The following is a 23,935-nucleotide window of genomic DNA, read 5'->3' on the forward strand; positions in this document are numbered from 1 at the left end:
TACGCCTGGATCAGCGGGCGTAGTACTCGACGACGAGCTGCTCGTCGCAGATCACCGGGATCTCCTTGCGGTTCGGGTCCCGGTCCAGGCGGAAGGCCAGGGCCTTCAGGTTCACCTGGAGGTAGCGCGGGGTCTCACCGTCGGTGTCGTAACCACCCTCGCGGGCCACCTGGAAGGGGACCTTGGTGCGGCTGCGCTCGCGGACCTGGACGACGTCGTCGGGGCGCACGCGGAAGGACGGCTTGTCGACCTTGCCACCGTTGACCTCGATGTGGCCGTGGACGACCATCTGACGGGCCTGGTAGATGGTGCGGGCGATGCCCGAACGCAGGACCAGGGCGTCGAGACGGCGCTCGAGCTCGACGACCAGCGCCTCGCCCGTCTTGCCTTCGGCCTTCTTGGCGCGGTCGTAGGCGCGCGCCATCTGGCGCTCGCTGATGTCGTACTGCGCACGCAGGCGCTGCTTCTCCAGCAGACGGACCTTGTAGTCCGAGTTCTGCTTGCGGCCACGGCCGTGCTCGCCCGGCGGGTACGGACGCGCTTCGAAGTACTTGACAGCCTTGGGCGTCAGAGCGATGCCGAGGGCACGCGACTTCTTGACCTTGGGACGCGACTGGTTAGGCACGTTCTCCAGACCTCCGTTGTAGGTTAGGTTAGGCTTACCTTACTCAAGGAGATCGCATGTCTCGCCCTGGGAACACCACTCACGTCACGGACAGCACAGACAGCGGCAGCACACCTGAAGGTGCTGCTACGACGGAAGGCCGATCTGATCGTGGTCAGCCGCGTCCCAGCGGGCTTGAAAACACTCGGATGCCGTCAGCAGCCGAGCGCACACGAACTCTCGTACAGAGTACCTGCTCCGCACTGCTGGTCGTACCGGGACTGGATCTGGCCCGCGCCGAACCCCTGGTCCCGGACAGCAGGAGCGTGGGACCCGAGGGCGATCTGTTCCTCGAGTTCCCCGCCGATTCCCCGGCAGTCCGGGCCGCCACCCACGCGCAGGGCGACGAGCTGACGGCCGTGCTGGAGATCACGGACGTCGCCCCGGTCTCCGTACCGCACCGCATCCGCGGCCGCGCCTGGGTCTCCGGCTGGCTCACCTCCGTACCCGGCCTCGCGGAACCGGGCCGCATGATGCTGCGCCTCGAGTTCGGCGAGGCGTACGTTGACGACCTCTGGGGCGCCGAGGACATCGAGGCGGAGGACTTCCGGGACGCCGCCCCCGATCCGCTGGCCGGCCACGAGGCGGAGCTGCTCCAGCACCTGCACTCCGCCCACGACGAGCAGATGCGCACCCTGTGCGGGCTGCTCGGGGAGCGCACGGCGCGGGCCTGCTCCTCCCACCAGCCCACCGCCGTGCCCGTGGCGCTGGACCGCTTCGGGCTGCGGGTGCGCTTCGTGGAGGACAAGGGGTCGTGCTTCGACGCCCGCTTCGAGTTCCCGGAGCCCGTACGGGACGTCACCGAGCTGCGCCGGGCGATGCACACGCTCGTCGAGGCGGCCGCGTCCTGATCGCGGGGCCGTCATCAGCGGTTCAGGACGGGTCCGTACCGCCGCCGGTACGGCCCAGGCGCTCGCGGACCCGCTCCACCACGTCCGCGTACCGCGCCTCGGCGCCGTGCCGGGTGGGGGTGTAGTAGACGCGGTCGCGGACCGCGTCCGGGGCGTACTGCTGGGCGGCGATGCCGCCCTGGACGTCGTGCGGATAGACATAGCCCTGGGCGTGGCCGAGCTTGGCGGCGCCCTTGTAGTGGCCGTCGCGCAGATGGGCCGGGACGGGGCCCGCGAGCCCTTTGCGTACGTCCTCCTGGGCGGCGAAGACGGCCAGCGTCGCCGCGTTGGACTTGGGCGCGAGTGCCAGGGCGATGGTGGCGTGGCTGAGGGTGAGTGCCGCCTCCGGGAAGCCGATCATCGCCACGGCCTGGGCGGCCGCCACCGCCGTCGGCAGGGCGGTGGGATCGGCGAGGCCGATGTCCTCGCTGGCGGAGATCATCAGCCGCCGGGCGATGAACCGGGGGTCCTCCCCCGCCTCGATCATCCGGGCGAGGTAATGCAGGGCGGCGTCCACATCGGAGCCGCGGATGGACTTGATGAGCGCGCTGGCCACGTCGTAGTGCTGGTCACCGTCCCGGTCGTACTTCACGGCGGCCCGGTCGACGGTCGCCTCGACCGTCTCCAGCGTGATCTCCGCCTCGTGCGTGGCGAGCGCCGCACCGGCGGCCGCCTCCAGGGCGGTGAGCGCCCGGCGCGCGTCGCCACCGGCGATGCGCAGCAGATGCGCCTCCGCGTCCTCGGGAAGAGTGACCGCTCCGCCGAGCCCGCGCTCGTCGGTCAGCGCCCGGCGCAGCAGATCGCGCAGGTCGTCGTCGGTCAGCGGCTCCAGGGTGAGCAGCAGGGAGCGCGACAGCAGCGGGGAGATGATCGAGAAGTACGGATTCTCCGTGGTGGCGGCGATCAGGGTCACCCAACGGTTCTCCACGGCGGGGAGCAGGGAGTCCTGCTGGGCCTTGGAGAAGCGGTGGATCTCGTCCAGGAAGAGGACGGTCTCCTTGCCGAAGCCGCCGGTGGCGCGGCGCGCGCTCTCGATGACGGCCCGGACCTCCTTGACGCCCGCGGTGATCGCGGAGAGCTCGACGAAGCGCTTGTTGGTGGCCTTGCTGACCACGTACGCCAGGGTCGTCTTGCCGGTGCCGGGCGGCCCCCACAGGATCACCGACGACGCGCCGGCCGGACCGCCGCTCCCCTCGACCAGCCGGCGCAGCGGCGAGCCCGGCTTCAGCAGGTGCTGCTGGCCGACGACCTCGTCGAGGATGCGCGGACGCATCCGGACAGCGAGCGGGCTGCTGGACGGGTCCTTCTCCTGGCGGTCTTCGGCGGCTGCGGTAAAGAGGTCGGGCTCCACATCATGAAGCCTATGCGACCCCACTGACAACGCCCCGGGTCACCTACCGGGTGGTCGGTGATCAGCTGGTCCAGAAGTCCCACCAGCGGGTCAGGATCAGCATGCCGATGACACCGATCCACAGGACCGGAAGCACCCAGGGGAACTCGGTCAGCCCGTTCCGCAGCCACGCGGGCGCGGGGAGGATGCGGTGCCTGACGTTGTGCGTGGTCACGTAGCAGAACATGACGATCGTGGCGACCCAGGCCAGGCAGCACCACAGGCAGAGCGAGTTGATGTTGTACAGCGACTGGTACTGGAGCCAGGTGCAGAAGCCGACCCCGAACAGGGTGCCCGCGTTGAGGCCGAGCCAGAACCAGCCGCGGTAGCGGGCGCCGGCCAGCAGCCCCATCCCGATGGCGATGACCATCCCGAACGTGACCAGGCCGAGCATCGGGTTGGGGAACCCGAACGCCGCGGCCTGCTCGCTCTTCATGATGTTGCCGCACGCGACGACCGGGTTGAGGCTGCAGCCGGGGGTGAAGGAAGGGTCCTCCAGCAACTTGAACTTGTCGATCGTGATGACCCAGGAGGCCAGCAGTCCGGCCGCACCGGTGATCACCAGGAGCAGGGCGAGACCGCGGCCGGCCCCGAAGGTGCGCTTGCCGCCGTCCTCGTCCTGGTCGGATGAGGGGTGGTGGTCTACCGCTGCAGTCGTCATATCGCCGTTCCATCACTGAGTGGTCAGCCGGGCACGGTCATTGTGCCGCACCCCGGGACGGGTCAGCTGTTCGATGGACATAAAGGTGTACGGCCGGTGGGCGAGGGACCTGCCCTCCGTCGGGCAACCGGCGCGGTCCGGGCTCCCCGAAGCGGAAACGGTGTGGCGGGATGAACCGGACCTCTCCATGTTGACGTACGACTTGGTGACGTACGACCTGGTGACGTACGGCCCGCTGTCCTAGGGCGTCGGGTCCTCGGCGACGGCGGGGCGCGGCGCGGCGCGGGAAGCATGAAATCTTCCCCCGCCGCGCCCCGGTTCCCGGCTCGCTCAGCCCAGCCGCGTCGTCAGCTCCGCCGCGACCTCGGCCAGCGGCACCGCGCTCTGCTCGCCGGACTCCATGTCCTTGAGCTGGACGACTCCCTCGGCCAGATCGCGTTCGCCCGCCACCAGGGTGAAGCGGGCGCCCGAGCGGTTGGCGCTCTTCATCGCGCCCTTCAGGCCGCGGCCGCCGAAGGCGAAGTCGGCGGCGACGCCCGCCCGGCGCAGCTCCGTGACGACGCCGAACAGGGCCCGGCGGGCCTCCTCGCCGAGCGGGACCGCGTACACGCTGGTGGTGACGGGCAGGTCGAGCTCGACGCCCTCGGCCTCCAGCGCGAGGACCGTGCGGTCCACGCCGAGGGCCCAGCCGACCGACGGCAGCGCGGGGCCGCCGATCATCTCGGAGAGGCCGTCGTAGCGGCCGCCGCCGCCCACCGCGGACTGGGAGCCGAGGCCGTCGTGGACGAACTCGAAGGTGGTGCGGGTGTAGTAGTCGAGGCCGCGGACGAGCTTCTCGTCGTCCTCGTACCCGACTGCGGCCGCCGTCAGCAGCGCGCGGACCTCCTCGTGGTACCCCTTGCAGGCGTCGCAGAGGTAGTCGCGGAGCTTGGGGGCGTCGGTGAGCTGCTTCTGTACGTCGGCCCGCTTGTCGTCCAGGACGCGCAGCGGGTTGATCTCGATGCGGCGGCGGGTCTCCTCGTCGAGGTCGAGGTCGCGCAGGAAGGTCTGGAGCGCCTCGCGGTAGACGGGGCGGCACTCCTTGTCGCCGAGCGAGTTCAGCAGGATGCGGAACTGGCGCAGCCCCAGCGAGCGGTACGCCTGGTCGGCGAGGATGATCAGCTCGGCGTCCAGGACCGGGTCCTCGGTGCCGATGGCCTCGGCGCCGACCTGCGAGAAGTGGCGGTAGCGCCCCTTCTGCGGGCGCTCGTAGCGGTAGTACGAGCCGGAGTACCAGAGCTTGACGGGGAGGTTGCCCGCCTTGTGGAGGTTGGCCTCCAGGGCGGCGCGCAGCACGGACGCCGTGCCCTCGGGGCGCAGCGCCAGCTCCGCGCCGCCCTTGGTGGTGAGGGTGTACATCTCCTTGGTGACGATGTCGGTGGACTCACCGACACCGCGCGCGAAGAGTTCGACGTCCTCGAAGCCGGGCGTCTCGATGTAGCCGTAACCGGAGTCGCGCAGCGGGGCCGCGATGGCCTCGCGCACCGCCAGGAACTTCGCGGAGTCCGGCGGGGTCAGGTCGTACGTGCCCTTGGGGGCCTGAAAGGTGCTCACGTAGTTACGTCTCTCGTCTTCTACAGTCCTCGGCGCGGTGACGCGTCCAGACCGTTCAGGAACGGGTTGGTGGCGCGCTCGCGGCCGATGGTCGTCTGGGGGCCGTGGCCGGACAGCACCACGGTCGAGTCGTCGAGCGGCAGGCACACGCGGGCCAGCGACTCGAGCAGCTCGGCGTGGTCGCCGCCGGGCAGGTCGGTGCGTCCGACGGAGCCGGCGAAGAGCAGGTCGCCCGAGAAGAGGACCGGCGGGATGTCCGCGGCCTCGGGCATCTTGAACGTCACCGACCCCTTGGTATGGCCGGGCGCGTGCGAGACGCCGAACTCCAGGCCGGCCAGGGTCAGCTTCGACCCGTCGGTCAGCTCCTTGACGTCGTCCGGCTCCCCCACGGTCAGCTCGCCCATGAGCGGCATCCCGATGGAACGGCCGAGCGCCTTCTCCGGGTCGCTCATCATGTAGCGGTCCTCGGGGTGGATCCAGGCGGGGACGTCGTGGGCGCCGCAGACGGGGACGACCGAGGCGACATGGTCGATGTGGCCGTGGGTGAGCACGACGGCGACGGGCTTGAGCCGATGCTTCTTCAGCGCTTCCTCGACGCCCTGGGCGGCCTGGTGGCCCGGGTCGATGATCACGCACTCCTCACCGGCGGCGGGGGCGACCAGGTAGCAATTGGTCCCCCAGGCCCCGGCGGGGAACCCGGCAATGAGCACGATCGTCCTTAATGTTCGTCCGGAGGATGCGGCCGCAGCGGAGGATGCAGCGGATCAGAGCCTACCGGCGCTCCTCATGACACAGGTAACCCATATACGGTACGGGCAGCCCAGCCCCGATCCCACGACGTAACAAGGAGCCCAACCGGTGTCCAGCAGCGAACAGCGGCGGCGGCAGCTCGCCCGGGAGAAGTTCGAGCGCCAGCAGAAGCGCCGGGAGGAAGCCCGGAGCAGGACCAGGCGCGTCACCGCGATCGTCGCGGCGTCGGTGGCCGTCATCGCCGTCGCGGGTGTGAGCGCGTTCGTCGTGGCGGGCAAGGACGACGGCAAGGACGACAAGAAGAACGACGCGGCCGCGAGCCGGAGCCCGGAGCCGACGCCTTCGAAGAGCGAGAGCAAGGCTCCCGCGCCGCCGATGAAGATCGACAAGAAGGCGTCGTACACGATGTCGCTCGGCACCAGCCAGGGCGACATAGCGTTCTCGATGGACGGGGCGAAGACCCCGCACACCGCGAACTCCTTCAAGGCGCTCGCCGACAAGGGCTACTTCGACGGGACGAAGTGCCACCGGCTCACCACGCAGGGCATCTTCGTCCTGCAGTGCGGTGACCCGAAGGGCGACGGCACGGGCGGTCCCGGCTACAACATCCCGGACGAGAACCTCACGGCGCTCGGCAAGGCGGGGGCCGACGGCACGGTGACGTTCCCGGCGGGCACGGTGGCGATGGCCAACACCGGCCAGCCGGGCTCCGGCGGCAGCCAGTTCTTCCTGGTCTACAAGGACACCAAGCTGCCACCTACGTACACCCCGTTCGGCAAGCTCGACAAGGCCTCCCTGAAGGCCGTGGAGAAGGTCGGCGCCGCGGGTGTGGAAGGCGGCGCGGGCGACGGTGCGCCCAAGAAGGCCGTGGAGATCGAGAAGGCGACCGTCGAGAAGGACTGATCCGGACGCACGGCCCGGAGGCTGGACTTCCGGCCCGGGCCGGAAGGACGGGAGCGGAGAATTTCAGCCGCGCTGAGTGCGGACAGCCGGGTGGCCGGTCGCCTAGATTGGCGTTGTGCAGGGCGGGCGAGGCCCGCCCGAGGAAACTGTGGACGATGCCCGGGGGGCGAACCCCCTCGCAGGCATCAGGTGGAGGAGGCGCTGTGAGCAGCGACCCGTGGGGCCGCGTCGACGAGACGGGCACCGTGTACGTGCGTACAGCCGACGGCGAGCAGGTCGTCGGATCGTGGCAGGCCGGTTCCCCCGAGGAGGCTCTGGCCTACTTCGAGCGCAAGTACGACGGCATTGTGGTCGAGATCGGCCTCCTCGAACGGCGGGTGAAGACCACCGACCTGTCGGCGAAGGACGCGACGACCGCGATCGGCCATCTGCGCCAGCAGGTCGACGAGCACCACGCGGTGGGCGACCTGGACGCACTCCGCAAGCGTCTGGACGGGCTCGTGGCGACGGTCGAGGCGCGGCGCGAGGAGCGCAAGGCCCTCAAGGCGAAGCAGACCGACGAGGCCAAGGAGGCCAAGGAGGCCCTGGTCGCCGAGGCGGAGGAGCTGGCGCAGAGCGAGCAGTGGCGGTCGGCCGGTGAGCGGCTGCGGGCGCTGGTGGACACCTGGAAGGGTCTCCCCCGGCTGGACCGCAAGTCGGACGACGAGCTGTGGCACCGCTTCTCGCACGCCCGGTCCGCGTTCTCCAAGCGGCGCAAGGCCCACTTCGCCGCGCTGGACGCCCAGCGTGATGACGCCCGCAAGGCCAAGGAGAAGCTGGTCACCGAGGCCGAGGCGCTGTCCGGTTCCACGGACTGGGTGACCACGGCCGCGCGCTACCGCGACCTGATGACCGAGTGGAAGGCCGCCGGCCGCGCCCAGCGCGAGGCCGAGGACGACCTGTGGAACCGCTTCCGCGGTGCCCAGGACGTGTTCTTCGCCGCCCGCGGCGAGGTCTTCGCTGAGCGCGACGCCGAGCAGGGCGAGAACCTCAAGCTCAAGGAGGAGCTCGCCACCGAGGCCGAGAAGCTGGTGCCGGTGAAGGACCTGAAGGCGGCCCGGGCCGCGTTCCGGTCCGTCAACGAGCGCTGGGAGGCCATCGGCCACGTACCGCGTGACGCCCGCCCGAAGGTCGAGGGCCGGATGCAGGCGGTGGAGCGGGCGCTCCAGGAGGCCGAGGAGTCCGAGTGGCGCCGGACGAACCCGGAGGCGCGGGCCCGCGCCGAGGGTCTGACCGGTCAGCTCCAGGGGGCGGTGGACAAGCTGCGCGGCCAGATCGACACCGCGCGCGCCGCGGGCAACAACGCCCGCGCGGACAAGCTGGCCAAGGAGCTGGAGGGCCGCCAGGCGCTGCTGGACCAGGCGCTCAAGGGCCTGGAGGAGTTCGGCGGCTGAGACGACTGGACGGCTGGACGGCTGTCGGAAGGCCCCGGTACGCATCGCGTACCGGGGCCTTCCGTTGCCGCTGTTACGGCCTGCGGCCATCCGTTGCCGCTGTTACGGCCTGCGGGCCGAGGTGACCCGGTAGACGTCGTAGACGCCCTCCACACCGCGTACGGCCTTCAGGACGTGGCCCAGGTGCTTGGGGTCGCCCATCTCGAAGGTGAAGCGTGAGGTGGCCACCCGGTCGCGGGAGGTCTGGACGGCCGCCGAGAGGATGTTGACGTGCTGGTCGGAGAGGATCCGCGTGACGTCGGACAGGAGCCGGGAGCGGTCCAGCGCCTCGACCTGGATGGCGACCAGGAAGACCGAGGACTGGGTGGGGGCCCATTCGACGTCGAGGATCCGCTCGGGCTGCTGCGAGAGCGACTCCACGTTGACGCAGTCGGCGCGGTGCACCGAGACGCCGCTGCCCCGGGTGACGAAGCCGATGATCGGGTCGCCGGGGACGGGCGTACAGCAGCGGGCGAGCTTGACCCAGACGTCCTCGACGCCCTTGACGACGACGCCGGGGTCGGCGTTGGCGCGGCGCTTGCTGCGGCCGTGGGAGGGCGGAGTCGACTCGGCGAGGTCCTCGTTGGCCTCGTCGTGGCCGCCGAGGGCCTGCACCAGCTTCTGTACGACGCCGGCCGCCGCGACATGGCCTTCGCCGATCGCCGCGTACAGCGAGGAGATGTCGGGGTAGCGCATCTCGTGGGCGAGGGTGACCAGGGAGTCGCCGGTCAGGATGCGCTGGATCGGCAGGTTCTGCTTGCGCATGGCCCGCGCGATGGCGTCCTTGCCCTGCTCGATGGCCTCGTCGCGGCGTTCCTTGGAGAACCAGGCGCGGATCTTGTTGCGGGCGCGCGGTGACTTGACGAAGCCGAGCCAGTCCCGGGAGGGTCCGGCGCCGGCCGCCTTGGAGGTGAAGACCTCCACCAGGTCGCCGTTGTCGAGCGTCGATTCGAGCGGGACGAGCCGCCCGTTGACGCGTGCGCCTATGGTCCGGTGGCCGACCTCGGTGTGGACGGCGTACGCGAAGTCGACGGGGGTCGCGCCGGCGGGCAGCGCTATCACGTCGCCCTTGGGTGTGAAGACGAAGACCTCGTTGCGCGAGAGGTCGAAGCGCAGGGACTCCAGGAACTCGCTGGGGTCCTCGGTCTCCTTCTGCCAGTCCAGGAGCTGGCGCAGCCACGCCATGTCGTTGACGGTGTCCTGGCCGCGTCCGGTGTTCTTGGGGACGTCGGTACGGACCTTGGAGGCGCCGGCGACGGCCTCCTGCTTGTACTTCCAGTGCGCGGCGATGCCGTACTCGGCGCGGCGGTGCATGTCGAAGGTGCGGATCTGGAGCTCGACGGGCTTGCCGCTGGGGCCGATCACCGTGGTGTGCAGCGACTGGTACATGTTGAACTTGGGCATCGCGATGTAGTCCTTGAACCGCCCGGGCACCGGGTTCCACCGGGCGTGGACGGTGCCGAGCGCCGCGTAGCAGTCGCGGACGGTGTCGACGAGGACGCGGATGCCCACCAGGTCGTAGATCTCGGCGAAGTCGCGGCCTCGCACGATCATCTTCTGGTAGACGCTGTAGTAGTGCTTGGGGCGGCCGGTGACGGTGGCCTTGATGCGGGCGGCGCGCAGGTCGGACTGGACCTCGTCGGTCACTATGGCGAGGTACTCGTCGCGCTTGGGGGCGCGCTCGGCGACGAGACGGACGATCTCGTCGTACATCTTGGGGTAGAGGATCGCGAAGGCGAGGTCCTCCAGCTCCCACTTGATGGTGTTCATGCCCAGCCGGTGCGCCAGCGGGGCGTAGATCTCCAGGGTCTCGCGGGCCTTCTTCTCCTGCTTCTCCCGCTTGAGGTAGCGCATGGTGCGCATGTTGTGCAGCCGGTCGGCGAGCTTGATGACCAGGACCCGGGGGTCCTTGGCCATGGCGACGACCATCTTGCGTACGGTCTCGGCCTGCGCGGCCTCGCCGAACTTGACCTTGTCCAGCTTGGTGACGCCGTCGACCAGGAGGGCGACCTGGTCGCCGAACTCACGCCTGAGGGTGTCCAGGCCGTACTCGGTGTCCTCGACGGTGTCGTGCAGCAGCCCGGCCATCAGGGTGGCCGGATCCATGCCCAGCTCGGCGAGGATCGTGGTGACGGCGAGCGGGTGCGTGATGTACGGGTCGCCGCTCTTGCGCTTCTGGCCGCGGTGCCAGCGCTCGGCCACCTGGTAGGCGCGCTCGATCTGGCGGAGGGTGGCCGTCTCGATCTTGGGGTCGTTGCCCCGGACCGTACGCAGCAGGGGTTCGAGGACCGGGTTGTACGGGCTGGAGCGCTGCACGCCGAGCCGGGCGAGGCGGGCCCGCACCCGGTTGGACGAGCCGCCGGAGCGAGGTGCGGAACCGGCCGGGACGGCGGGCTTCACGGGGGCCGGGGGTGCGGGGGCCGGAGGTTTCGGCTGAGGTGTGGCGGCGGGCTCCGCCTGGCCCCGCTCGGGGGTCTTCGGCGGCGGGCTCGCGGGCGTGGCCGGTTTCGTCGGCTCGGCGGGTTGCGCGGGGGCCGCGGCGGCCGGGGTGCTCGCGGAACCGTCGGCCGACTCCGGGGGCGCGGGCTTCGGCGCGTTCGAGGGCGCGGCCTTCCGGGGCGTGGCGGGGTCCGCCACGGGCTTGTCGGGCTGCGGGGCGGCGGCTGACTGGGCCTCGTCTGGCAAGAGCGCTCCTCGTGCGGATCCGGAGTACCCGGAGAGCCCATGGTAACGATCCCCCGGCGGGTCCTCGCCCGGGGAGGTGAGAGCTTGGACAACGAAAGGCGGGCACCCGGATGTTCCCGGGTGCCCGCCCTTCGTCTTCGAGGAGTTCTCAGACCGTGATCAGCGCTTCCAGCGGAGCGCCCCGCAGGCCCGGCTCCAGCCGGGCCCGGCCCGCCAGGAAACCGAGCTCCAGGAGGACCGCGACGCCCGCGACCTGGGCGCCAGTCCGGCGGATGAGCTCCAGCGAGGCCTCGGCGGTGCCGCCGGTGGCCAGGACGTCGTCGATGATCATGACCCGGTCCTCGGCTTCGAGGTCCTCGGCGTGGATCTCGATCTCCGCGCTGCCGTACTCCAGCTCGTAGGCCTGGCTCAGCGTGGCCCCGGGGAGCTTCCCGGCCTTGCGGACCGGTACGAAGCCGATGCCCGCCCGGACCGCGACGGGCGCGGCCAGGATGAAGCCGCGCGCCTCCAGGCCGACGATCTTGGTGGCGCCGTGCCGTACGCACAGCTCCGCGAGGGCGTCGGTGAGCGCCGTGAAGGCCACCGGGTCCGCCAGCAGCGGGGTGATGTCCTTGAACACCACCCCCGGCTTCGGGTGGTCCGCGACGTCACGGATGCGGCTGAGCAGCAGCTCCCGGATGGACTCGGCGGTGCTGGTCATCAGCGCTTCCCCGGCGTGCGACCGTGGCCGCGGGGCTGATGACGCTGGCCCACCACGGCGCCCGCGGTCTCGGTGTCCTCGTCCTGGCGGAAGGCCGGGCCGTCGTCCTCCGGGGACTCGCCCCGGGCGGCGGCGGCCGCACGCTTGGCGAGGACCCGCTTCTTCAGCGCCTTCATCTGCGGGTCGCGTTCCTTGAGGTCGGCGACGAGCGGTGTGGCGATGAAGATCGAGGAGTACGCACCGGCGGCGAGACCGACGAACAGCGACAGCGAGATGTCGTTCAGCATGCCGGCGCCGAGGACACCGCCACCGATGAACAGCAGGCCGGCCACCGGCAGCAGCGCCACCACGGTGGTGTTGATCGAGCGGACCAGGGTGCTGTTGATCGACCGGTTGGCGATCTCGCTGTACGTGTAGCGGGTCTGCTTGGTGATGTCCTTCTGGCCCTCCTTGAGGCTGTCGAAGACCACCACCGTGTCGTACAGGGAGTACCCGAGGATGGTCAGCAGACCGATCACCGTACCCGGGGTGACCTCGAAGCCGACCAGGGCGTAGACACCGACCGTGATGGTGATGTCGTGGATCAGCGCGACGAGGGCGGCGACGGCCATCCGCCACTCGAACGCGATCGCCAGATAGATCACCACCAGGATCATGAAGATCCCGAGCCCCGTCCAGGCCTTGTTGGCGATCTGCTCACCCCAGCTGGGGCCGACCAGGTCCGCGTTGATCTTCTCGGTCGGGATGCCGAGCTCGTCGGAGAGGGTCTCCTTGATCTCGTTGGCCTTCGCGGTGTCGACCTCGGTGATCTGGATGCGCAGACCGCCGTTGCCGAGCTCCTGGACGATGGCCAGGTGGCCCGAGGCCTCGGTCGCCACATCCGTGGCCTGCGAGGTCGAGATCCGGGCCTTGGAGTCGGTCGTGAAGACCGCGCCGCCCTTGAACTCGATGCCCATCCGCAGGCCGCCGACCGCCACGCCGATGATCGCCGTGATGGTGATCAGTATCGAGACGCCGTACCAGATCTTGCGGTTGCGGATGAAGTCGTAACCGACCTCGCCTCGGTAAAGCCGGGCGCCGAGATTGCCGAGTCGCGACATCTCACGCCTCCTTCGGTTCGGTGGAAGCGCTGACACGGCGCGAGCGGCGCAGCGGCGGCTGGGCGCCGAGCCGCTTCGGGTCCAGTCCGGACCAGGAACCGCCCCGGGAGAAGAACTTCGTCCGGCCCATCAGCGTCATCAACGGCTTGGTGAAGAGGAACACCACGACGACGTCGAGCAGTGTGGTCAGGCCGAGGGTGAACGCGAAGCCCTGGACCTTGCCGACGGTGACGAGGAAGAGCACCGCGGCGGCCAGGAACGACACGAAGTCGGAGACAAGGATGGTGCGCCGGGCGCGGGGCCAGGCGCGCTCGATGGCCGGGCGCAGGGTGCGGCCCTCGCGGATCTCGTCTCTCACACGTTCGAAGTACACGATGAAGGAGTCCGCTGTGATGCCGATGGCGACGATGGCTCCACAGACTGCTGGGAGGTTCAGCGCGAAGCCGATGGCCGGGCCCAGCAAGGCCATGATCGTGTACGTCAGGATGCCGGAGACCAGGAGGCTGAGCAGGGCGATGAACGCCAGGCCGCGGTAGTAGGCGACCAGGTAGATCACGACCAGCGCCAGACCGATCGCACCGGCGATCAGACCCGCCTTGAGCTGCTCGCTGCCGAGGGCGGCGGTCACCGTGGTGACGCTCGATTCCTCGAAGGTCAGCGGGAGCGCACCGTAGGAGAGGATGTTGCCGAGGTCCTCGGCGGACTGCTGGTCGAAGCTGCCGGAGATCTGGGCGTTCTTGCTGAGCGCCGTGCGCACCGAGGGCGCGGAGACGACCTCGCCGTCGAGAACGATGGCGAACTGGTTCATCGGCGGCTGCTGCTGGGAGAGCCGGCTGGTGATCGTCTGGAACTTCTTGGCGCCCGCGGAGGTGAACTCCATCGACACGATCCACTCACCGGTCTGCTGGTCGATGGCGCCCTTGGCGTCGTCGACGTCGCTGCCGGAGACCTCGGCGGGGCCGAGCACGTACTTCTCGTAGCTGCCGGGAACGTTCGAGCCGCAGGCGACGATGGAGTCGGTGGGCCGGGCGTCCTTGCCCGCGTCCGTGCGCTGCTTGGGGTCGGAGCAGTCGAGCTTGGCGAACTCCTCCTGGAGCTTGGCCGTCGCCGGGTCCGCAGGGGGCGAGGCCTCGGGGGAGCCGGACGGCTTGGGCTTGCCGGAGTCCGTGGGCGTGGGGGTGGGGGCCTTCTTCAGGGCCCCGGTGACCGCACGGCCCTGGGTGGTGGCGCTCGGGGAGGGGGTGGCCTCCGAACCGGTGGCCTCCTCGCCCTTGTCCTTGTCGTCCGGCTTGGCGGACTCACCGGGCTTGGGCGTGGCGCTTCCCGAGGGGGTCGCGGAGCCGGAGGGCGCGGGCTGCTCGGGGCCGCTCGCCGCCACCGTCAGAACGGGCCGGAAGTAGAGCTGGGCGGTGGTACCGACCTGCTCCCGGGCCTGCTCCGAGTTGGTCCCCTTGGGGATGTTGACGATGATGTTGTCGCGGCCCTGGGTCTGGACCTCGGCCTCGGAGACGCCCAGCCCGTTGACGCGCCGCTCGATGATCCCGACCGCGGTGTTCATGTTGGTCGTGTTGATCGAGTCGGGCTTACCGGGCTGGCTCTTCGCCTTGAGCGTGATCGACGTCCCGCCGGCCAGGTCGATGCCCAGCCTCGGCGTGGTGTGCCCGGACAGGAACATCCCGCCGACGAGCGCGACCATGGCGATGAGGATCAGGACCAGGGCACGCCCCGGCCTCCCCTGACCGCCGGACGGCCCTCGGCCCTTCTTGGGTGCTGCCACCTTCTCGTTTCTCCCTGTCCAACCGCCCCGCGCCGGGTACGCGCCCGAGCGGCCACGAAGTGTTGTGGGGACCTGCCCCCGCAGACGACCTGCACGGTCCCGGGGACGCCGCGCGCCGGTGGGCGCGCGACGTCCCCGGGACCATGAGAACTACTTGGCGTCGGTCTCGCCGTCGGTCTTGCCGTCGTCCTTGGCGTCCTTGACGTCCTTGACGTCCTTGACGTCCTTGGCCGCCTCGTCCTTGGACTCGGTCTCGGCCTGGTCGTCGGCCGTCGCGTCCTTGCCCAGGTCGATCTTGGCGACCTCGGCCTTGTCCGTGTCGGACCCACCGGTCAGCGAGGAGGCGTCGTCGGGAACGACGGTGCCCTCGGTGTCCAGCTCCTCGTCGTCGCCGTGCACGATGCGGTTGTACTCGGCGTCGTCCAGGACGGCACCGATCGCGTTCTTCGCGTAGATGGCGTGGACGCCGGGGGCGACCTCAAGGAGCACGGTGTCGTCGTGGACCTCCTTGACGGTGGCGTACATGCCCCCGATCGTCCGGACGCCGGTGCCGGGCTGCATGTCACTGCGCATCTGTGCGGCCGCCGCCTGCTTCTTCTTGGCGGAGCGGGTCATCAGGAACATGGCCCCGATGAGCACGATGAAGGGGAGGAGAGTCAAGATATCCACGGGACGGGAATTCCTTCGCACGACCGCGCTGGAATGCGGCCTGTATATACGGGGGTGGGTACACCGACCTGTAAGGGCGGCATCGGCGGAGTCTAAGCGAGTCCGCATCGTTGGAACAACGCCCAGCATGGCACCGTGGTTCCTGTCCGCGCGAACCTGTGACGGATCACGCCCCGAACAGACCCTGTTGTCCCTTTGCGCCGTGCTGCGGCGGCACCAGTCCCAGATGCGCCCAGGCCGCCGGGGTCGCCACACGGCCGCGCGGCGTCCTGGCCAGCAGTCCTTCCCGTACGAGGAAGGGTTCGGCGACCTCCTCGACGGTCTCGCGCTCCTCCCCCACGGCGACCGCGAGGGTGGACAGGCCGACCGGTCCGCCGCCGAAGAGTTTCAGCAGCGCGCCGAGGACCGCGCGGTCCAGCCGATCGAGTCCGCGGGCGTCAACCTCGTACACCTTGAGGGCCGCCGCCGCGATGGACCGGTCGATCGTGCCCTCGGCCTTGACCTGGGCGTAGTCCCGGACACGGCGCAGCAGGCGGTTGGCGATGCGGGGCGTACCACGGGAGCGTCCGGCGATCTCGGCGGCGCCCGCCACATCGATGCCGACGTCCAGGAGGCGGGCGGAGCGGTGGATGACGCGTTCCAGCTCGGCGGGGGCGTAGAACTCCATGTGCCCGGTGAAGCCGAAACGGTCGCGCAGCGGGGGCGGCAGCAGTCCGGCCCTCGTGGTGGCGCCGACCAGGGTGAACGGCGGCAGTTCGAGCGGGATCGCGGTGGCTCCGGGGCCCTTGCCGACGATGACGTCGACGCGGAAGTCCTCCATCGCCATGTAGAGCATCTCCTCGGCGGGCCGCGACATGCGGTGGATCTCGTCGAGGAAGAGGACCTCGCCCTCCTGGAGGGAGGAGAGGATCGCCGCGAGGTCGCCGGCGTGCTGGATGGCGGGGCCCGAGGTGATCCGGATCGGGGCGTTCATCTCCGCCGCGATGATCATCGAGAGCGTGGTCTTACCCAGGCCGGGGGCGCCGGAGAGCAGCACGTGATCGGCGGTGGCGCCGCGGGCGAGCGCCGCCTTGAGGACCAGGTCGAGCTGTTCGCGCACCTTTTCCTGGCCGACGAACTCCTCCAGGTCCTTGGGGCGCAGGGTCGCCTCGACCGCGGTGTCCTCGCCGTCGAGATGGCCTGCGTCGACCAGCCGGTCGTCGAAGACCGGGCCGGTCGGCTCGTCGGTCTCGGGTCCGGTCTCGTCCCAGTTCATCAAGGGCCTCTTCGGTGGTTCGGTGCCGGTCAGCGTGCGCGGTTGAGAGTCTGCAGGGCGGCCCGCAGCAACTGCGGCACGGGGGGTGCGACGCCCTCGGCGACGGCTGCCTCGGCCTGCGGGGCGACGGCTTGGACGGCTTCGTCGGCCTCGCGGGTCGCATAGCCGAGGCCGATGAGCGCGGCCTGGAGCTGGTCGCGCCAGCCGGAGGTGACGGGGGTGCCGATGCCCTGGTGGCCGATGTGCGCGCCGACCGGTTCGCCGAGCCGGTCCTTGAGCTCCAGCAGCAGCTTCTGGGCGCCCTTCTTCCCGATGCCGGAGACGGCCGTGAGGGCCTTCTCGTCACCGGTGGAGACGGCCAGGCGCAGGGCGTCGGGGCTGTGGGTGGCCAGCATGGCCTGGGCGAGCCGGGGTCCGACGCCGCTGGCGGTCTGGAGCAGCTCGAAGACCTGCCGCTCGTCGTCGTCGGCGAAGCCGTACAGGGTGAGGGAGTCCTCCCGGACGACGAGGGAGGTGGCGAGCTTGGCCTCCTGGCCGACGCGCAGGCCGGCCAGGGTCTGCGGGGTGCACTGGAGGGCCATGCCGACACCGCCGACCTCGATGACGGCGGTGGTCGGGGCGAGGGCGGCCACCGGGCCGGAGACGAAGGCGATCATGCGGTGGGGCCTTTCAGCGTACGAGGCGTGCGGGAGGCGCGGGAGGTGCCGGGTGTACGGGAGATGCCGGGCGTGGCCCGCGTACGGGACGGGCCCGGCGCGCGGTGGGCGGCGACCGCCTGCTGGAGCCGGTTCTGCGCGGGAGCCCGCCAGATGTGGCAGATGGCGAGCGCGAGGGCGTCGGCGGCGTCGGCCGGCCTGGGCGGCGCGTCCAGCCGCAGCAGCCGGGTCACCATGGCTCCGACCTGCGCCTTCTCCGCCCGGCCCGATCCGGTGACGGCGGCCTTGACCTCGCTGGGGGTGTGCAGGGCGACCGGGATGCCCCGGCGGGCGGCGCACAGCATGGCCACCGCGCTGGCCTGGGCGGTGCCCATCACCGTACGGACGTTGTGCTGGGCGAAGACCCGCTCCACGGCCACGTAACCCGGGGAGTGCTCGTCGAGCCACTGCTCCATGCCCCGCTCGATGGCGACGAGCCGGTCGCCGAGCTCCGCGTCGGAAGGGGTGCGCACGACACCGACGCCGAGCATGGTCAGCGGGCGGCCCGCGACCCCTTCGACCACGCCGACACCGCATCGGGTCAGCCCCGGGTCAACACCCAGAACCCGCATGGAGCCCCCCTGTCCTCGACGCTCGTCACGCCCACTCGTTCATCTGTTCCCGCAGGCTATCGGCTCGCACTGACAAAGCGTGGCAACCGACAAGACGACGGGCCGACGGGGTGTGTCCCCGTCGGCCCGTCGCACCGAGCTGTGCCGGCCGCGCCTCAGGCGTCGACCTTCTCCATGACCTCGTCGGACACGTCGAAGTTGGCGAAGACGTTCTGCACGTCGTCGCTGTCCTCCAGCGCGTCGATGAGCTTGAAGATCTTGCGCGCGCCCTCTTCGTCCAGCTCGACCTGCATGGTCGGCAGGAAGTTGGCCTCGGCGGAGTCGTAGTCGATGCCCGCCTCCTGGAGCGCGGTGCGCACCGCGACCATGTCGGTGGCCTCGCTGACCACCTCGAAGGTCTCACCGAGGTCGTTGACCTCCTCGGCACCCGCGTCGAGCACCGCGCCGAGGACGTCGTCCTCGCCCAGCTCGCCCTTGGGGACGATCACGACGCCCTTGCGGTTGAAGAGGTACGAGACGGAGCCCGGGTCGGCCATCGAGCCGCCGTTCCGGGTCATCGCCACACGTACGTCGGAGGCGGCACGGTTGCGGTTGTCGGTGAGGCACTCGATGAGCACCGCGACACCGTTGGGGCCGTAACCCTCGTACATGATCGTCTCGTAGTCGGCGCCGCCCGCTTCGAGACCGCCGCCGCGCTTGACCGCGGAGTCGATGTTCTTGTTCGGGACGGAGCTCTTCTTCGCCTTCTGGATGGCGTCGACGAGAGTCGGGTTGCCATCGGGGTCCACGCCGCCGGAACGCGCCGCGACCTCGATGTTCTTGATCAGCTTCGCGAAGAGCTTGCCGCGCTTGGCGTCAATCACGGCCTTCTTGTGCTTCGTCGTAGCCCATTTAGAGTGGCCGGACATCTGCCTTCTCCTTCGCGTCACCAAAATCGAGTCGAACCCGAGAGATCCTACCGGGGTCCGCTCACTTCACGGCGCGCACCATGTCCACGAACAGAGCGTGCACGCGATGGTCGCCGGTCAGTTCGGGATGGAACGACGTGGCAAGGACATTTCGCTGCCGCACGGCCACGATGTGGCCGCCGTGCTCGGCGATCACCTCGGCCTCGGCTCCGACGGACTCCACCCAGGGAGCCCGGATGAACACGCCCTCCACCGGGCCGCCGCCGATCCCCTCGACCTCGACCGCGGCTTCGAAGGACTCGTTCTGCCGGCCGAAGGCGTTGCGCCGCACGATCATGTCGATGCCGCCGACGGTCTCCTGACCCGAGCGCGGGTCGAGGATCTTCTCGGCCAGCAGGATCATCCCGGCGCAGGTGCCGTAGACCGGCATCCCGGCCCGGACCCGCTCGCGCAGCGGCTCCATCATGCCGAAGAGGACCGCCAGCTTGGACATGGTGGTGGACTCGCCGCCCGGGATGACCAGGCCGTCGACCTCGGCGAGCTCCTCGGGGCGCCGGACCGGCCTGGCCAGGGCGTCAGCCGAGGCCAGGGCGATCAGGTGCTCCCGTACGTCGCCCTGGAGGGCCAGGACGCCGATCACAGGGGTGTCGCTCATCAGTGGTTACCAGCCGCGGTTGGCGTAGCGCTCGGACTCGGGCAGGGTGTCGCAGTTGATGCCGACCATGGCCTCGCCCAGGTTGCGGGAGGCGTCCGCGATGACCTTCGGGTCGTCGTAGAAGGTGGTGGCCTTCACGATGGCGGCGGCACGCTTGGCCGGGTCGCCGGACTTGAAGATGCCGGAGCCGACGAAGACGCCCTCGGCACCGAGCTGGCGCATCAGCGCGGCGTCGGCCGGGGTGGCGACACCACCGGCGGAGAACAGCACGACGGGCAGCTTGCCGAGCTCGGCGACCTCCTTGACCAGCTCGTAAGGGGCGCGCAGGTCCTTGGCGGCGGCGTACAGCTCGTTGTTGTCGAAGCCGCGCAGGCGGGCGATCTCGTTCTTGATCTGGCGCAGGTGGCGAACCGCCTCGACCACGTTGCCGGTGCCGGCCTCGCCCTTCGAGCGGATCATGGCGGCGCCCTCGGCGATGCGGCGCAGGGCCTCGCCCAGGTTGGTGGCGCCGCAGACGAAGGGGGTGGTGAAGGCGAACTTGTCGCTGTGGTTGACCTCGTCGGCCGGGGTCAGGACCTCGGACTCGTCGATGTAGTCGACGCCGAGGGACTGGAGCACCTGGGCCTCGACGAAGTGGCCGATGCGGGACTTGGCCATCACGGGGATGGAGACGGCCCCGATGATCTCCTCGATCATGTTGGGGTCGGACATCCGGGCCACGCCGCCGTCCTTGCGGATGTCGGCCGGGACCCGCTCCAGGGCCATGACGGCCACGGCGCCCGCGTCCTCGGCGATCTTCGCCTGCTCGGCGTCGACGACGTCCATGATCACGCCGCCCTTGAGCTGCTCGGCCATACCGCGCTTGACGCGGGCGGTGCCGGTGGCGGGGGACTCGGCGGACTGCGGGGTGCTGGGAAGCGTGGACACGGGACCTCACTCGGTGAAAAGACGCTGGATGCTGCGCCACCGAGGAAACGCTGTGGGAGCAGGCCACAGCAAGAGCCAATATGCAGGCGGTGGATCGTTTTCCCGCCGCCGGACCTACGCGCCTACGTTCCCGGACGGTCCGCCAGGGCGACCGGGGGGGCGTCGTCCATCTCGAAGGCGAGCGGGAACGGCGCGTGCCCGGCCAGCCGGAACAGCCGCACGGTACGGTGCCGGCGCAGCGCGCGGGCGGCGCGCACGGAGTCGTTGTGGAAGCGCCGGGCCATCGGTACGCGGCGTACGGCGGCGGCCAGCTCGGTGGCCGCGTCCTCCCCGCCGGGGACCTCCTTCACGGCCTCCACCTGGGCCGGTTCGCCGAACACGGCGCGCAGGGCGGTGCTCAGCTCGCTCTCGGCGACCTCGCGGTGGTCCTCCTCGGCCTGCCGGGCGGCGTGCGCGGCCTCGTACAGCACGATGGAGGCGGCCGGGTCCAGGACGCCGGAGGTGGCCAGCTCCTGGGTGACCGAGGCGCGGCGCAGCAGCTGCGCGTCGAGTGCGGCGCGGGCGGCGTCGATCCGGGAATGCAGGCGGTCGAGGCGGCCGGCGGTCCAGCTGAGGTACACGCCGATGGCGATGAGCGCGACGACGATCCAGACGATGAGGGTTACGGTCACGGGCCCACACGCTACCGTCGCCGCGGCCTCCCCTTCTCCCGGGAGCCCGGCTGACGCACGTCCCCTCAGTCCCGCGCCAGCCCGAACCGCGCCCGCAGCCCGGACCGCTCGTCCTCCGCCACCGAGGCCGCCCCGTCCGTCACCGTCTCGTACACCGCGAGGATGTCCGCCCCCACCGTCCCCCAGTCGAAACGCCGTACGTGCGCCTCGCCCCGCTCCCGCAGCCCGGCCCGGCGCTCCGGGTCGCCCAGCAGCCGGATGGCGGCGGTCGCCAGCGCGTCGGCGTCCTCGTTGGCGAACAGGTCGCCGGCCGCCCCCTGGTCCAGCACCTGGGCGAAGGCGTCGAGGTCGCTCGCGAGCACGGGCGCACCCGCCGACAGCGCCTCGACCAGGATGATGCCGAAGCTCTCGCCGCCGGTGTTCGGGGCCACGTACACATCGACGCTGCGCAGCAGCCGGGCCTTGTCCTCGTCGCTGACCATGCCGAGGAACTCGACGCGCTCGCGCAGCTCCTTCGGCAGGGATGCCACCGCCTCCTCCTCGTCACCGCGCCCCGCGACCAGCAGCCGGGTCTCCGGGCGGGCGGCGAGGATGGCGGGCAGCGCCTTCATCAGGACGGGCAGCCCCTTGCGGGGTTCGTCGATGCGGCCGATGAAACCGAGGGTCTGCCCCTGCCACTCGGCCTTCGGCTCGGCCTCGGCGAAGAAGCCGACATCGACGCCGTTCGGGATGACCACGGCGTCCCCGCCCAGGTGCTCGACCAGGGTGCGCCGGGCGTACTCGCTCACCGCGATCCGCGCGCTGATCTTCTCCAGGGCGGGCTGGAGGATCGGGTACGCGGCGATCATCGCCCGGGAGCGCGGGTTGGAGGTGTGGAAGGTGGCCACGATGGGACCCTGCGCCGACCAGCAGGCGAGCAGGCCGAGCGAGGGAGAGGTCGGCTCGTGGATGTGGATGACGTCGAAGGTGCCGTCGTGCAGCCAGCGGCGTACCCGGGCGGCCGACAGGAAGCCGAAGTTGAGCCGGGCGACGGAGCCGTTGTACGGGACCGGGACGGCCCGGCCGGCCGAGACGACGTAAGGGGGCAGCGGGGTCTCGTCGTCGGCCGGGGCCAGCACGGAGACGGTGTGGCCGAGGCCGATCAGGTGCTCGGCCAGGTCCCGGATGTGGAACTGCACGCCGCCCGGTACGTCCCAGGAGTACGGACAGACGACGCCGATCTTCACGTGCGCGCTCCCCTGGGGTCCAGGTCGTCCAGCCAGAGCCGCTGGAGCATGTGCCAGTCCTGGGGGTGTTCGGCGATGCCGAGGGCGAAGGCGTCGGCGACTCGCTGGGTCATGGCGGCCGTCCGCTCTGCGCGGGTGCCTTCCTCCGGCACCTCGACGGCGGGGTGGATGAGCGCCTTCATCACCGGCGTGCTGTCGTAGGAGAGGGTCACCGGCAGCAGCATCGCGCCCGTCTGCTGGGCGAGCAGGGCCGGGCCGGCGGGCATCCGGGCGGTGGCGCCGAAGAACGACACCTCCACGCCGGAGGCGGACAGGTCCCGGTCGGCGACCAGGCAGACCAGACCGCCCGCGCGCAGCCGCCGGGCCAGCGTCCCGAAGGCCGCCCCGCCGCTGTGCGGCAGGACCTCCATGCCCAGGCCCTCGCGGTAGGCGACGAACCGGTCGTAGAGCGTGGTCGGCTCCAGGCGTTCGGCGACGGTGGTGAAGGGGACCTTCAGGTCGGTGGTGACCCAGGCGCCGGCGAGGTCCCAGTTGGCCAGGTGCGGCAGGGCCACGACGACCCCCCGCCCGGCGTCCAGCCCCGCGGCCAGCCGGTCGGTACCGGCGACGTCGATGCTGTCCTTGATCCGCTGCGGGCTCCAGGTCGGCAGCCGGAACGACTCCATCCAGTAGCGCATGTAGGAACGCATCCCGGCCCTGGAAAGCTCGGCCAGCCGCGCCGGGCTCGCGTCCGGGACCACCCGCGCCAGGTTGGACTCCAGGCGCAGCACGCTCTTGCCGCGCCGCTTCCAGGCCTGGTCGGCGATGGTGCGGAAGAGGGCCTCGGCGGCGGGCTCGGGCAGCTTCTTCACGGCGCCCCAGCCGAGCCCGTACAGACCGTCGGTGATCTTGCCCCGCAGAGCGCTCAACGGTCGGCCCCGCTCCCCTGCTCCGCCGGACCGGCGGCGGCCGCGTCGGCCTCCGCGGACTCACGGCGTACGGTCACCACGCGCTGGATCAGCGTCACCAAGGAGCCTGCGGCGACGATCCACAGGGCGATCGGCAGCAGGATGTCGATGTGCGGGACGCCGAACGCGTGCAGTCCGGCGAGGCCGGCCGCGACCAGCGAGATGACCAGGCGTTCGGCGCGCTCCACCAGCCCGTTCACCGCGACCGGCAGGCCGATCGACTCGCCGCGCGCCTTGGTGTACGAGACCACCTGGCCGCTGGCCAGGCAGAAGATGGCGACGGCGCACAGGATGTCGTCCCCGCCGCTGCCCGCGTACCAGAGGGCGAAGCCGGCGAAGATCGCCCCGTCGGCGACCCGGTCCAGCGTCGAGTCGAGGAACGCGCCCCACCGGCTGGAGATCCCGGCCTGCCGGGCCATGTTGCCGTCGACGAGGTCGGAGAAGACGAACAGCGTGATGACGATGGTGCCCCAGAAGAACTCCCCCATCGGGAAAAAGACCAGCGCACCTGCCATCACTCCGGCCGTGCCGATGAGGGTGACCGCGTCGGGGCTGACCCCGAGGCGGAGCAGCAGAGCGGCGAACGGTGTGAGGACACGCGTGAAAAATGCACGCGCGTACTTGTTCAGCATGGCTTTCCCGAGGGTTCGGTTGGCCGAGCGGCCCCTTCGGCCACCGGCTGGCCCATCGTAGTCACGACCGGTGCCCTCCATCGGACGGGCACCCGCCCGCAGGGTGTCACCGGCGGTCCCCGCGGCCCCCGATGTATGGACGCGTCGGCGCCCGGGTGCCAAGCTCGAAGGACCGCGGGCGTCGCCGGGGCCG

At 70.6% G+C, this 23,935-nt stretch carries 23 protein-coding genes; 3 read left to right on the top strand and 20 right to left on the bottom strand.

The features are described from left to right. Nucleotides 1-10: 10 nt before the first annotated feature. Nucleotides 11-625, bottom strand: a complete 615-nt coding sequence (rpsD, locus tag ACIQAK_RS15185) for a 30S ribosomal protein S4 (protein ID WP_015607373.1) — start codon at nucleotides 623-625, stop codon at nucleotides 11-13. Between the two features lie 188 nt (nucleotides 626-813). Between rpsD and ACIQAK_RS15190 the strand changes: the two genes are divergently transcribed. Continuing rightward, the gene (locus tag ACIQAK_RS15190; protein ID WP_366389868.1) at nucleotides 814-1,515 is read left to right on the top strand and encodes a DUF2470 domain-containing protein; all 702 of its coding nucleotides are present in this window, start codon (nucleotides 814-816) and stop codon (nucleotides 1,513-1,515) included. Between the two features lie 22 nt (nucleotides 1,516-1,537). Here ACIQAK_RS15190 and ACIQAK_RS15195 read toward each other — a convergent pair whose 3' ends face one another. The 4 genes from ACIQAK_RS15195 to ACIQAK_RS15210 form a co-directional block, all read right to left on the bottom strand. Further along, the gene (locus ACIQAK_RS15195) at nucleotides 1,538-2,905 is read right to left on the bottom strand and encodes a replication-associated recombination protein A (RefSeq protein ID WP_366389867.1); all 1,368 of its coding nucleotides are present in this window, start codon (nucleotides 2,903-2,905) and stop codon (nucleotides 1,538-1,540) included. Between the two features lie 61 nt (nucleotides 2,906-2,966). Continuing rightward, nucleotides 2,967-3,605 (bottom strand): vitamin K epoxide reductase family protein, encoded by a 639-nt coding sequence (locus ACIQAK_RS15200; RefSeq protein WP_366389866.1) that lies wholly within the window; start codon nucleotides 3,603-3,605, stop codon nucleotides 2,967-2,969. Between the two features lie 330 nt (nucleotides 3,606-3,935). Further along, nucleotides 3,936-5,198, bottom strand: coding sequence for a histidine--tRNA ligase (hisS, locus tag ACIQAK_RS15205; RefSeq protein WP_366389865.1), 1,263 nt, complete (start codon nucleotides 5,196-5,198; stop codon nucleotides 3,936-3,938). Between the two features lie 20 nt (nucleotides 5,199-5,218). Next, complete coding sequence (locus ACIQAK_RS15210) at nucleotides 5,219-5,908, bottom strand: MBL fold metallo-hydrolase (RefSeq protein WP_366389864.1); 690 nt, start codon at nucleotides 5,906-5,908, stop codon at nucleotides 5,219-5,221. Nucleotides 5,909-6,056: 148 nt separating this feature from the next. On the opposite strand from ACIQAK_RS15210, the gene ACIQAK_RS15215 reads away from it, so the two are divergent. Together ACIQAK_RS15215 and ACIQAK_RS15220 are read left to right on the top strand one after the other, a co-directional pair. Then, the gene (locus ACIQAK_RS15215; RefSeq protein WP_366389863.1) at nucleotides 6,057-6,851 is read left to right on the top strand and encodes a peptidylprolyl isomerase; all 795 of its coding nucleotides are present in this window, start codon (nucleotides 6,057-6,059) and stop codon (nucleotides 6,849-6,851) included. 203 nt (nucleotides 6,852-7,054) lie between these two features. Beyond that, complete coding sequence (locus ACIQAK_RS15220) at nucleotides 7,055-8,284, top strand: DUF349 domain-containing protein (protein ID WP_366389862.1); 1,230 nt, start codon at nucleotides 7,055-7,057, stop codon at nucleotides 8,282-8,284. 102 nt (nucleotides 8,285-8,386) lie between these two features. On the opposite strand, the gene ACIQAK_RS15225 is transcribed toward ACIQAK_RS15220, so the two are convergent. From ACIQAK_RS15225 to pgsA, 15 genes are all read right to left on the bottom strand, one after another. Next, on the bottom strand, nucleotides 8,387-10,723 hold the full coding sequence (locus tag ACIQAK_RS15225) for a RelA/SpoT family protein (protein ID WP_401367163.1): 2,337 nt from the start codon (nucleotides 10,721-10,723) through the stop codon (nucleotides 8,387-8,389). A gap of 433 nt (nucleotides 10,724-11,156) precedes the next feature. Continuing rightward, nucleotides 11,157-11,708: an adenine phosphoribosyltransferase gene (locus ACIQAK_RS15230; RefSeq protein WP_366389861.1), complete on the bottom strand. Its 552-nt coding sequence runs from the start codon at nucleotides 11,706-11,708 to the stop codon at nucleotides 11,157-11,159. Next, entirely contained in the window at nucleotides 11,708-12,808 is a 1,101-nt protein-coding gene (secF, locus tag ACIQAK_RS15235) for a protein translocase subunit SecF (protein WP_366389860.1), read from the bottom strand. The genes ACIQAK_RS15230 and secF overlap by 1 nt, the downstream gene beginning before the upstream one ends. Nucleotide 12,809: 1 nt before the next feature. Further along, a complete protein-coding gene (gene secD, locus ACIQAK_RS15240; protein ID WP_366389859.1) occupies nucleotides 12,810-14,585 on the bottom strand; it encodes a protein translocase subunit SecD in 1,776 nt (591 codons plus the stop codon). A gap of 150 nt (nucleotides 14,586-14,735) precedes the next feature. Then, nucleotides 14,736-15,254 (bottom strand): preprotein translocase subunit YajC, encoded by a 519-nt coding sequence (yajC, locus tag ACIQAK_RS15245; protein WP_366389858.1) that lies wholly within the window; start codon nucleotides 15,252-15,254, stop codon nucleotides 14,736-14,738. 166 nt (nucleotides 15,255-15,420) lie between these two features. Then, nucleotides 15,421-16,509 carry a Holliday junction branch migration DNA helicase RuvB gene (gene ruvB / locus ACIQAK_RS15250; protein ID WP_366389857.1) on the bottom strand — a complete coding sequence of 363 codons (1,089 nt, stop codon included), beginning with the start codon at nucleotides 16,507-16,509 and terminating at the stop codon, nucleotides 15,421-15,423. A gap of 29 nt (nucleotides 16,510-16,538) precedes the next feature. Further along, nucleotides 16,539-17,165, bottom strand: a complete 627-nt coding sequence (gene ruvA / locus ACIQAK_RS15255) for a Holliday junction branch migration protein RuvA (protein ID WP_366389856.1) — start codon at nucleotides 17,163-17,165, stop codon at nucleotides 16,539-16,541. After that, nucleotides 17,162-17,776: a crossover junction endodeoxyribonuclease RuvC gene (gene ruvC / locus ACIQAK_RS15260; protein WP_366389855.1), complete on the bottom strand. Its 615-nt coding sequence runs from the start codon at nucleotides 17,774-17,776 to the stop codon at nucleotides 17,162-17,164. The genes ruvA and ruvC overlap by 4 nt, the downstream gene beginning before the upstream one ends. 155 nt (nucleotides 17,777-17,931) lie before the next feature. Beyond that, entirely contained in the window at nucleotides 17,932-18,684 is a 753-nt protein-coding gene (locus ACIQAK_RS15265; protein ID WP_026242063.1) for a YebC/PmpR family DNA-binding transcriptional regulator, read from the bottom strand. A 61-nt stretch (nucleotides 18,685-18,745) separates the two neighbouring features. Beyond that, the gene (gene pdxT / locus ACIQAK_RS15270; protein WP_366389854.1) at nucleotides 18,746-19,339 is read right to left on the bottom strand and encodes a pyridoxal 5'-phosphate synthase glutaminase subunit PdxT; all 594 of its coding nucleotides are present in this window, start codon (nucleotides 19,337-19,339) and stop codon (nucleotides 18,746-18,748) included. 6 nt (nucleotides 19,340-19,345) lie between these two features. After that, nucleotides 19,346-20,266, bottom strand: coding sequence for a pyridoxal 5'-phosphate synthase lyase subunit PdxS (gene pdxS / locus ACIQAK_RS15275; protein ID WP_003970325.1), 921 nt, complete (start codon nucleotides 20,264-20,266; stop codon nucleotides 19,346-19,348). Between the two features lie 122 nt (nucleotides 20,267-20,388). Next, a complete protein-coding gene (locus tag ACIQAK_RS15280; protein WP_356835664.1) occupies nucleotides 20,389-20,937 on the bottom strand; it encodes a hypothetical protein in 549 nt (182 codons plus the stop codon). Nucleotides 20,938-21,002: 65 nt separating this feature from the next. Next, complete coding sequence (locus ACIQAK_RS15285) at nucleotides 21,003-22,163, bottom strand: glycosyltransferase family 4 protein (RefSeq protein WP_366389853.1); 1,161 nt, start codon at nucleotides 22,161-22,163, stop codon at nucleotides 21,003-21,005. Next, entirely contained in the window at nucleotides 22,160-23,071 is a 912-nt protein-coding gene (locus ACIQAK_RS15290) for a phosphatidylinositol mannoside acyltransferase (protein WP_366389852.1), read from the bottom strand. Before ACIQAK_RS15290 ends, ACIQAK_RS15285 begins: the two co-directional genes overlap by 4 nt. Continuing rightward, on the bottom strand, nucleotides 23,068-23,742 hold the full coding sequence (pgsA, locus tag ACIQAK_RS15295; RefSeq protein WP_366389851.1) for a phosphatidylinositol phosphate synthase: 675 nt from the start codon (nucleotides 23,740-23,742) through the stop codon (nucleotides 23,068-23,070). The genes ACIQAK_RS15290 and pgsA overlap by 4 nt, the downstream gene beginning before the upstream one ends. Between the last annotated feature and the right edge of the window lie 193 nt (nucleotides 23,743-23,935).

The sequence above is a fragment of the Streptomyces sp. NPDC088706 genome (genome assembly GCF_044752765.1).
In the GTDB taxonomy this organism is placed as follows: domain Bacteria; phylum Actinomycetota; class Actinomycetes; order Streptomycetales; family Streptomycetaceae; genus Streptomyces.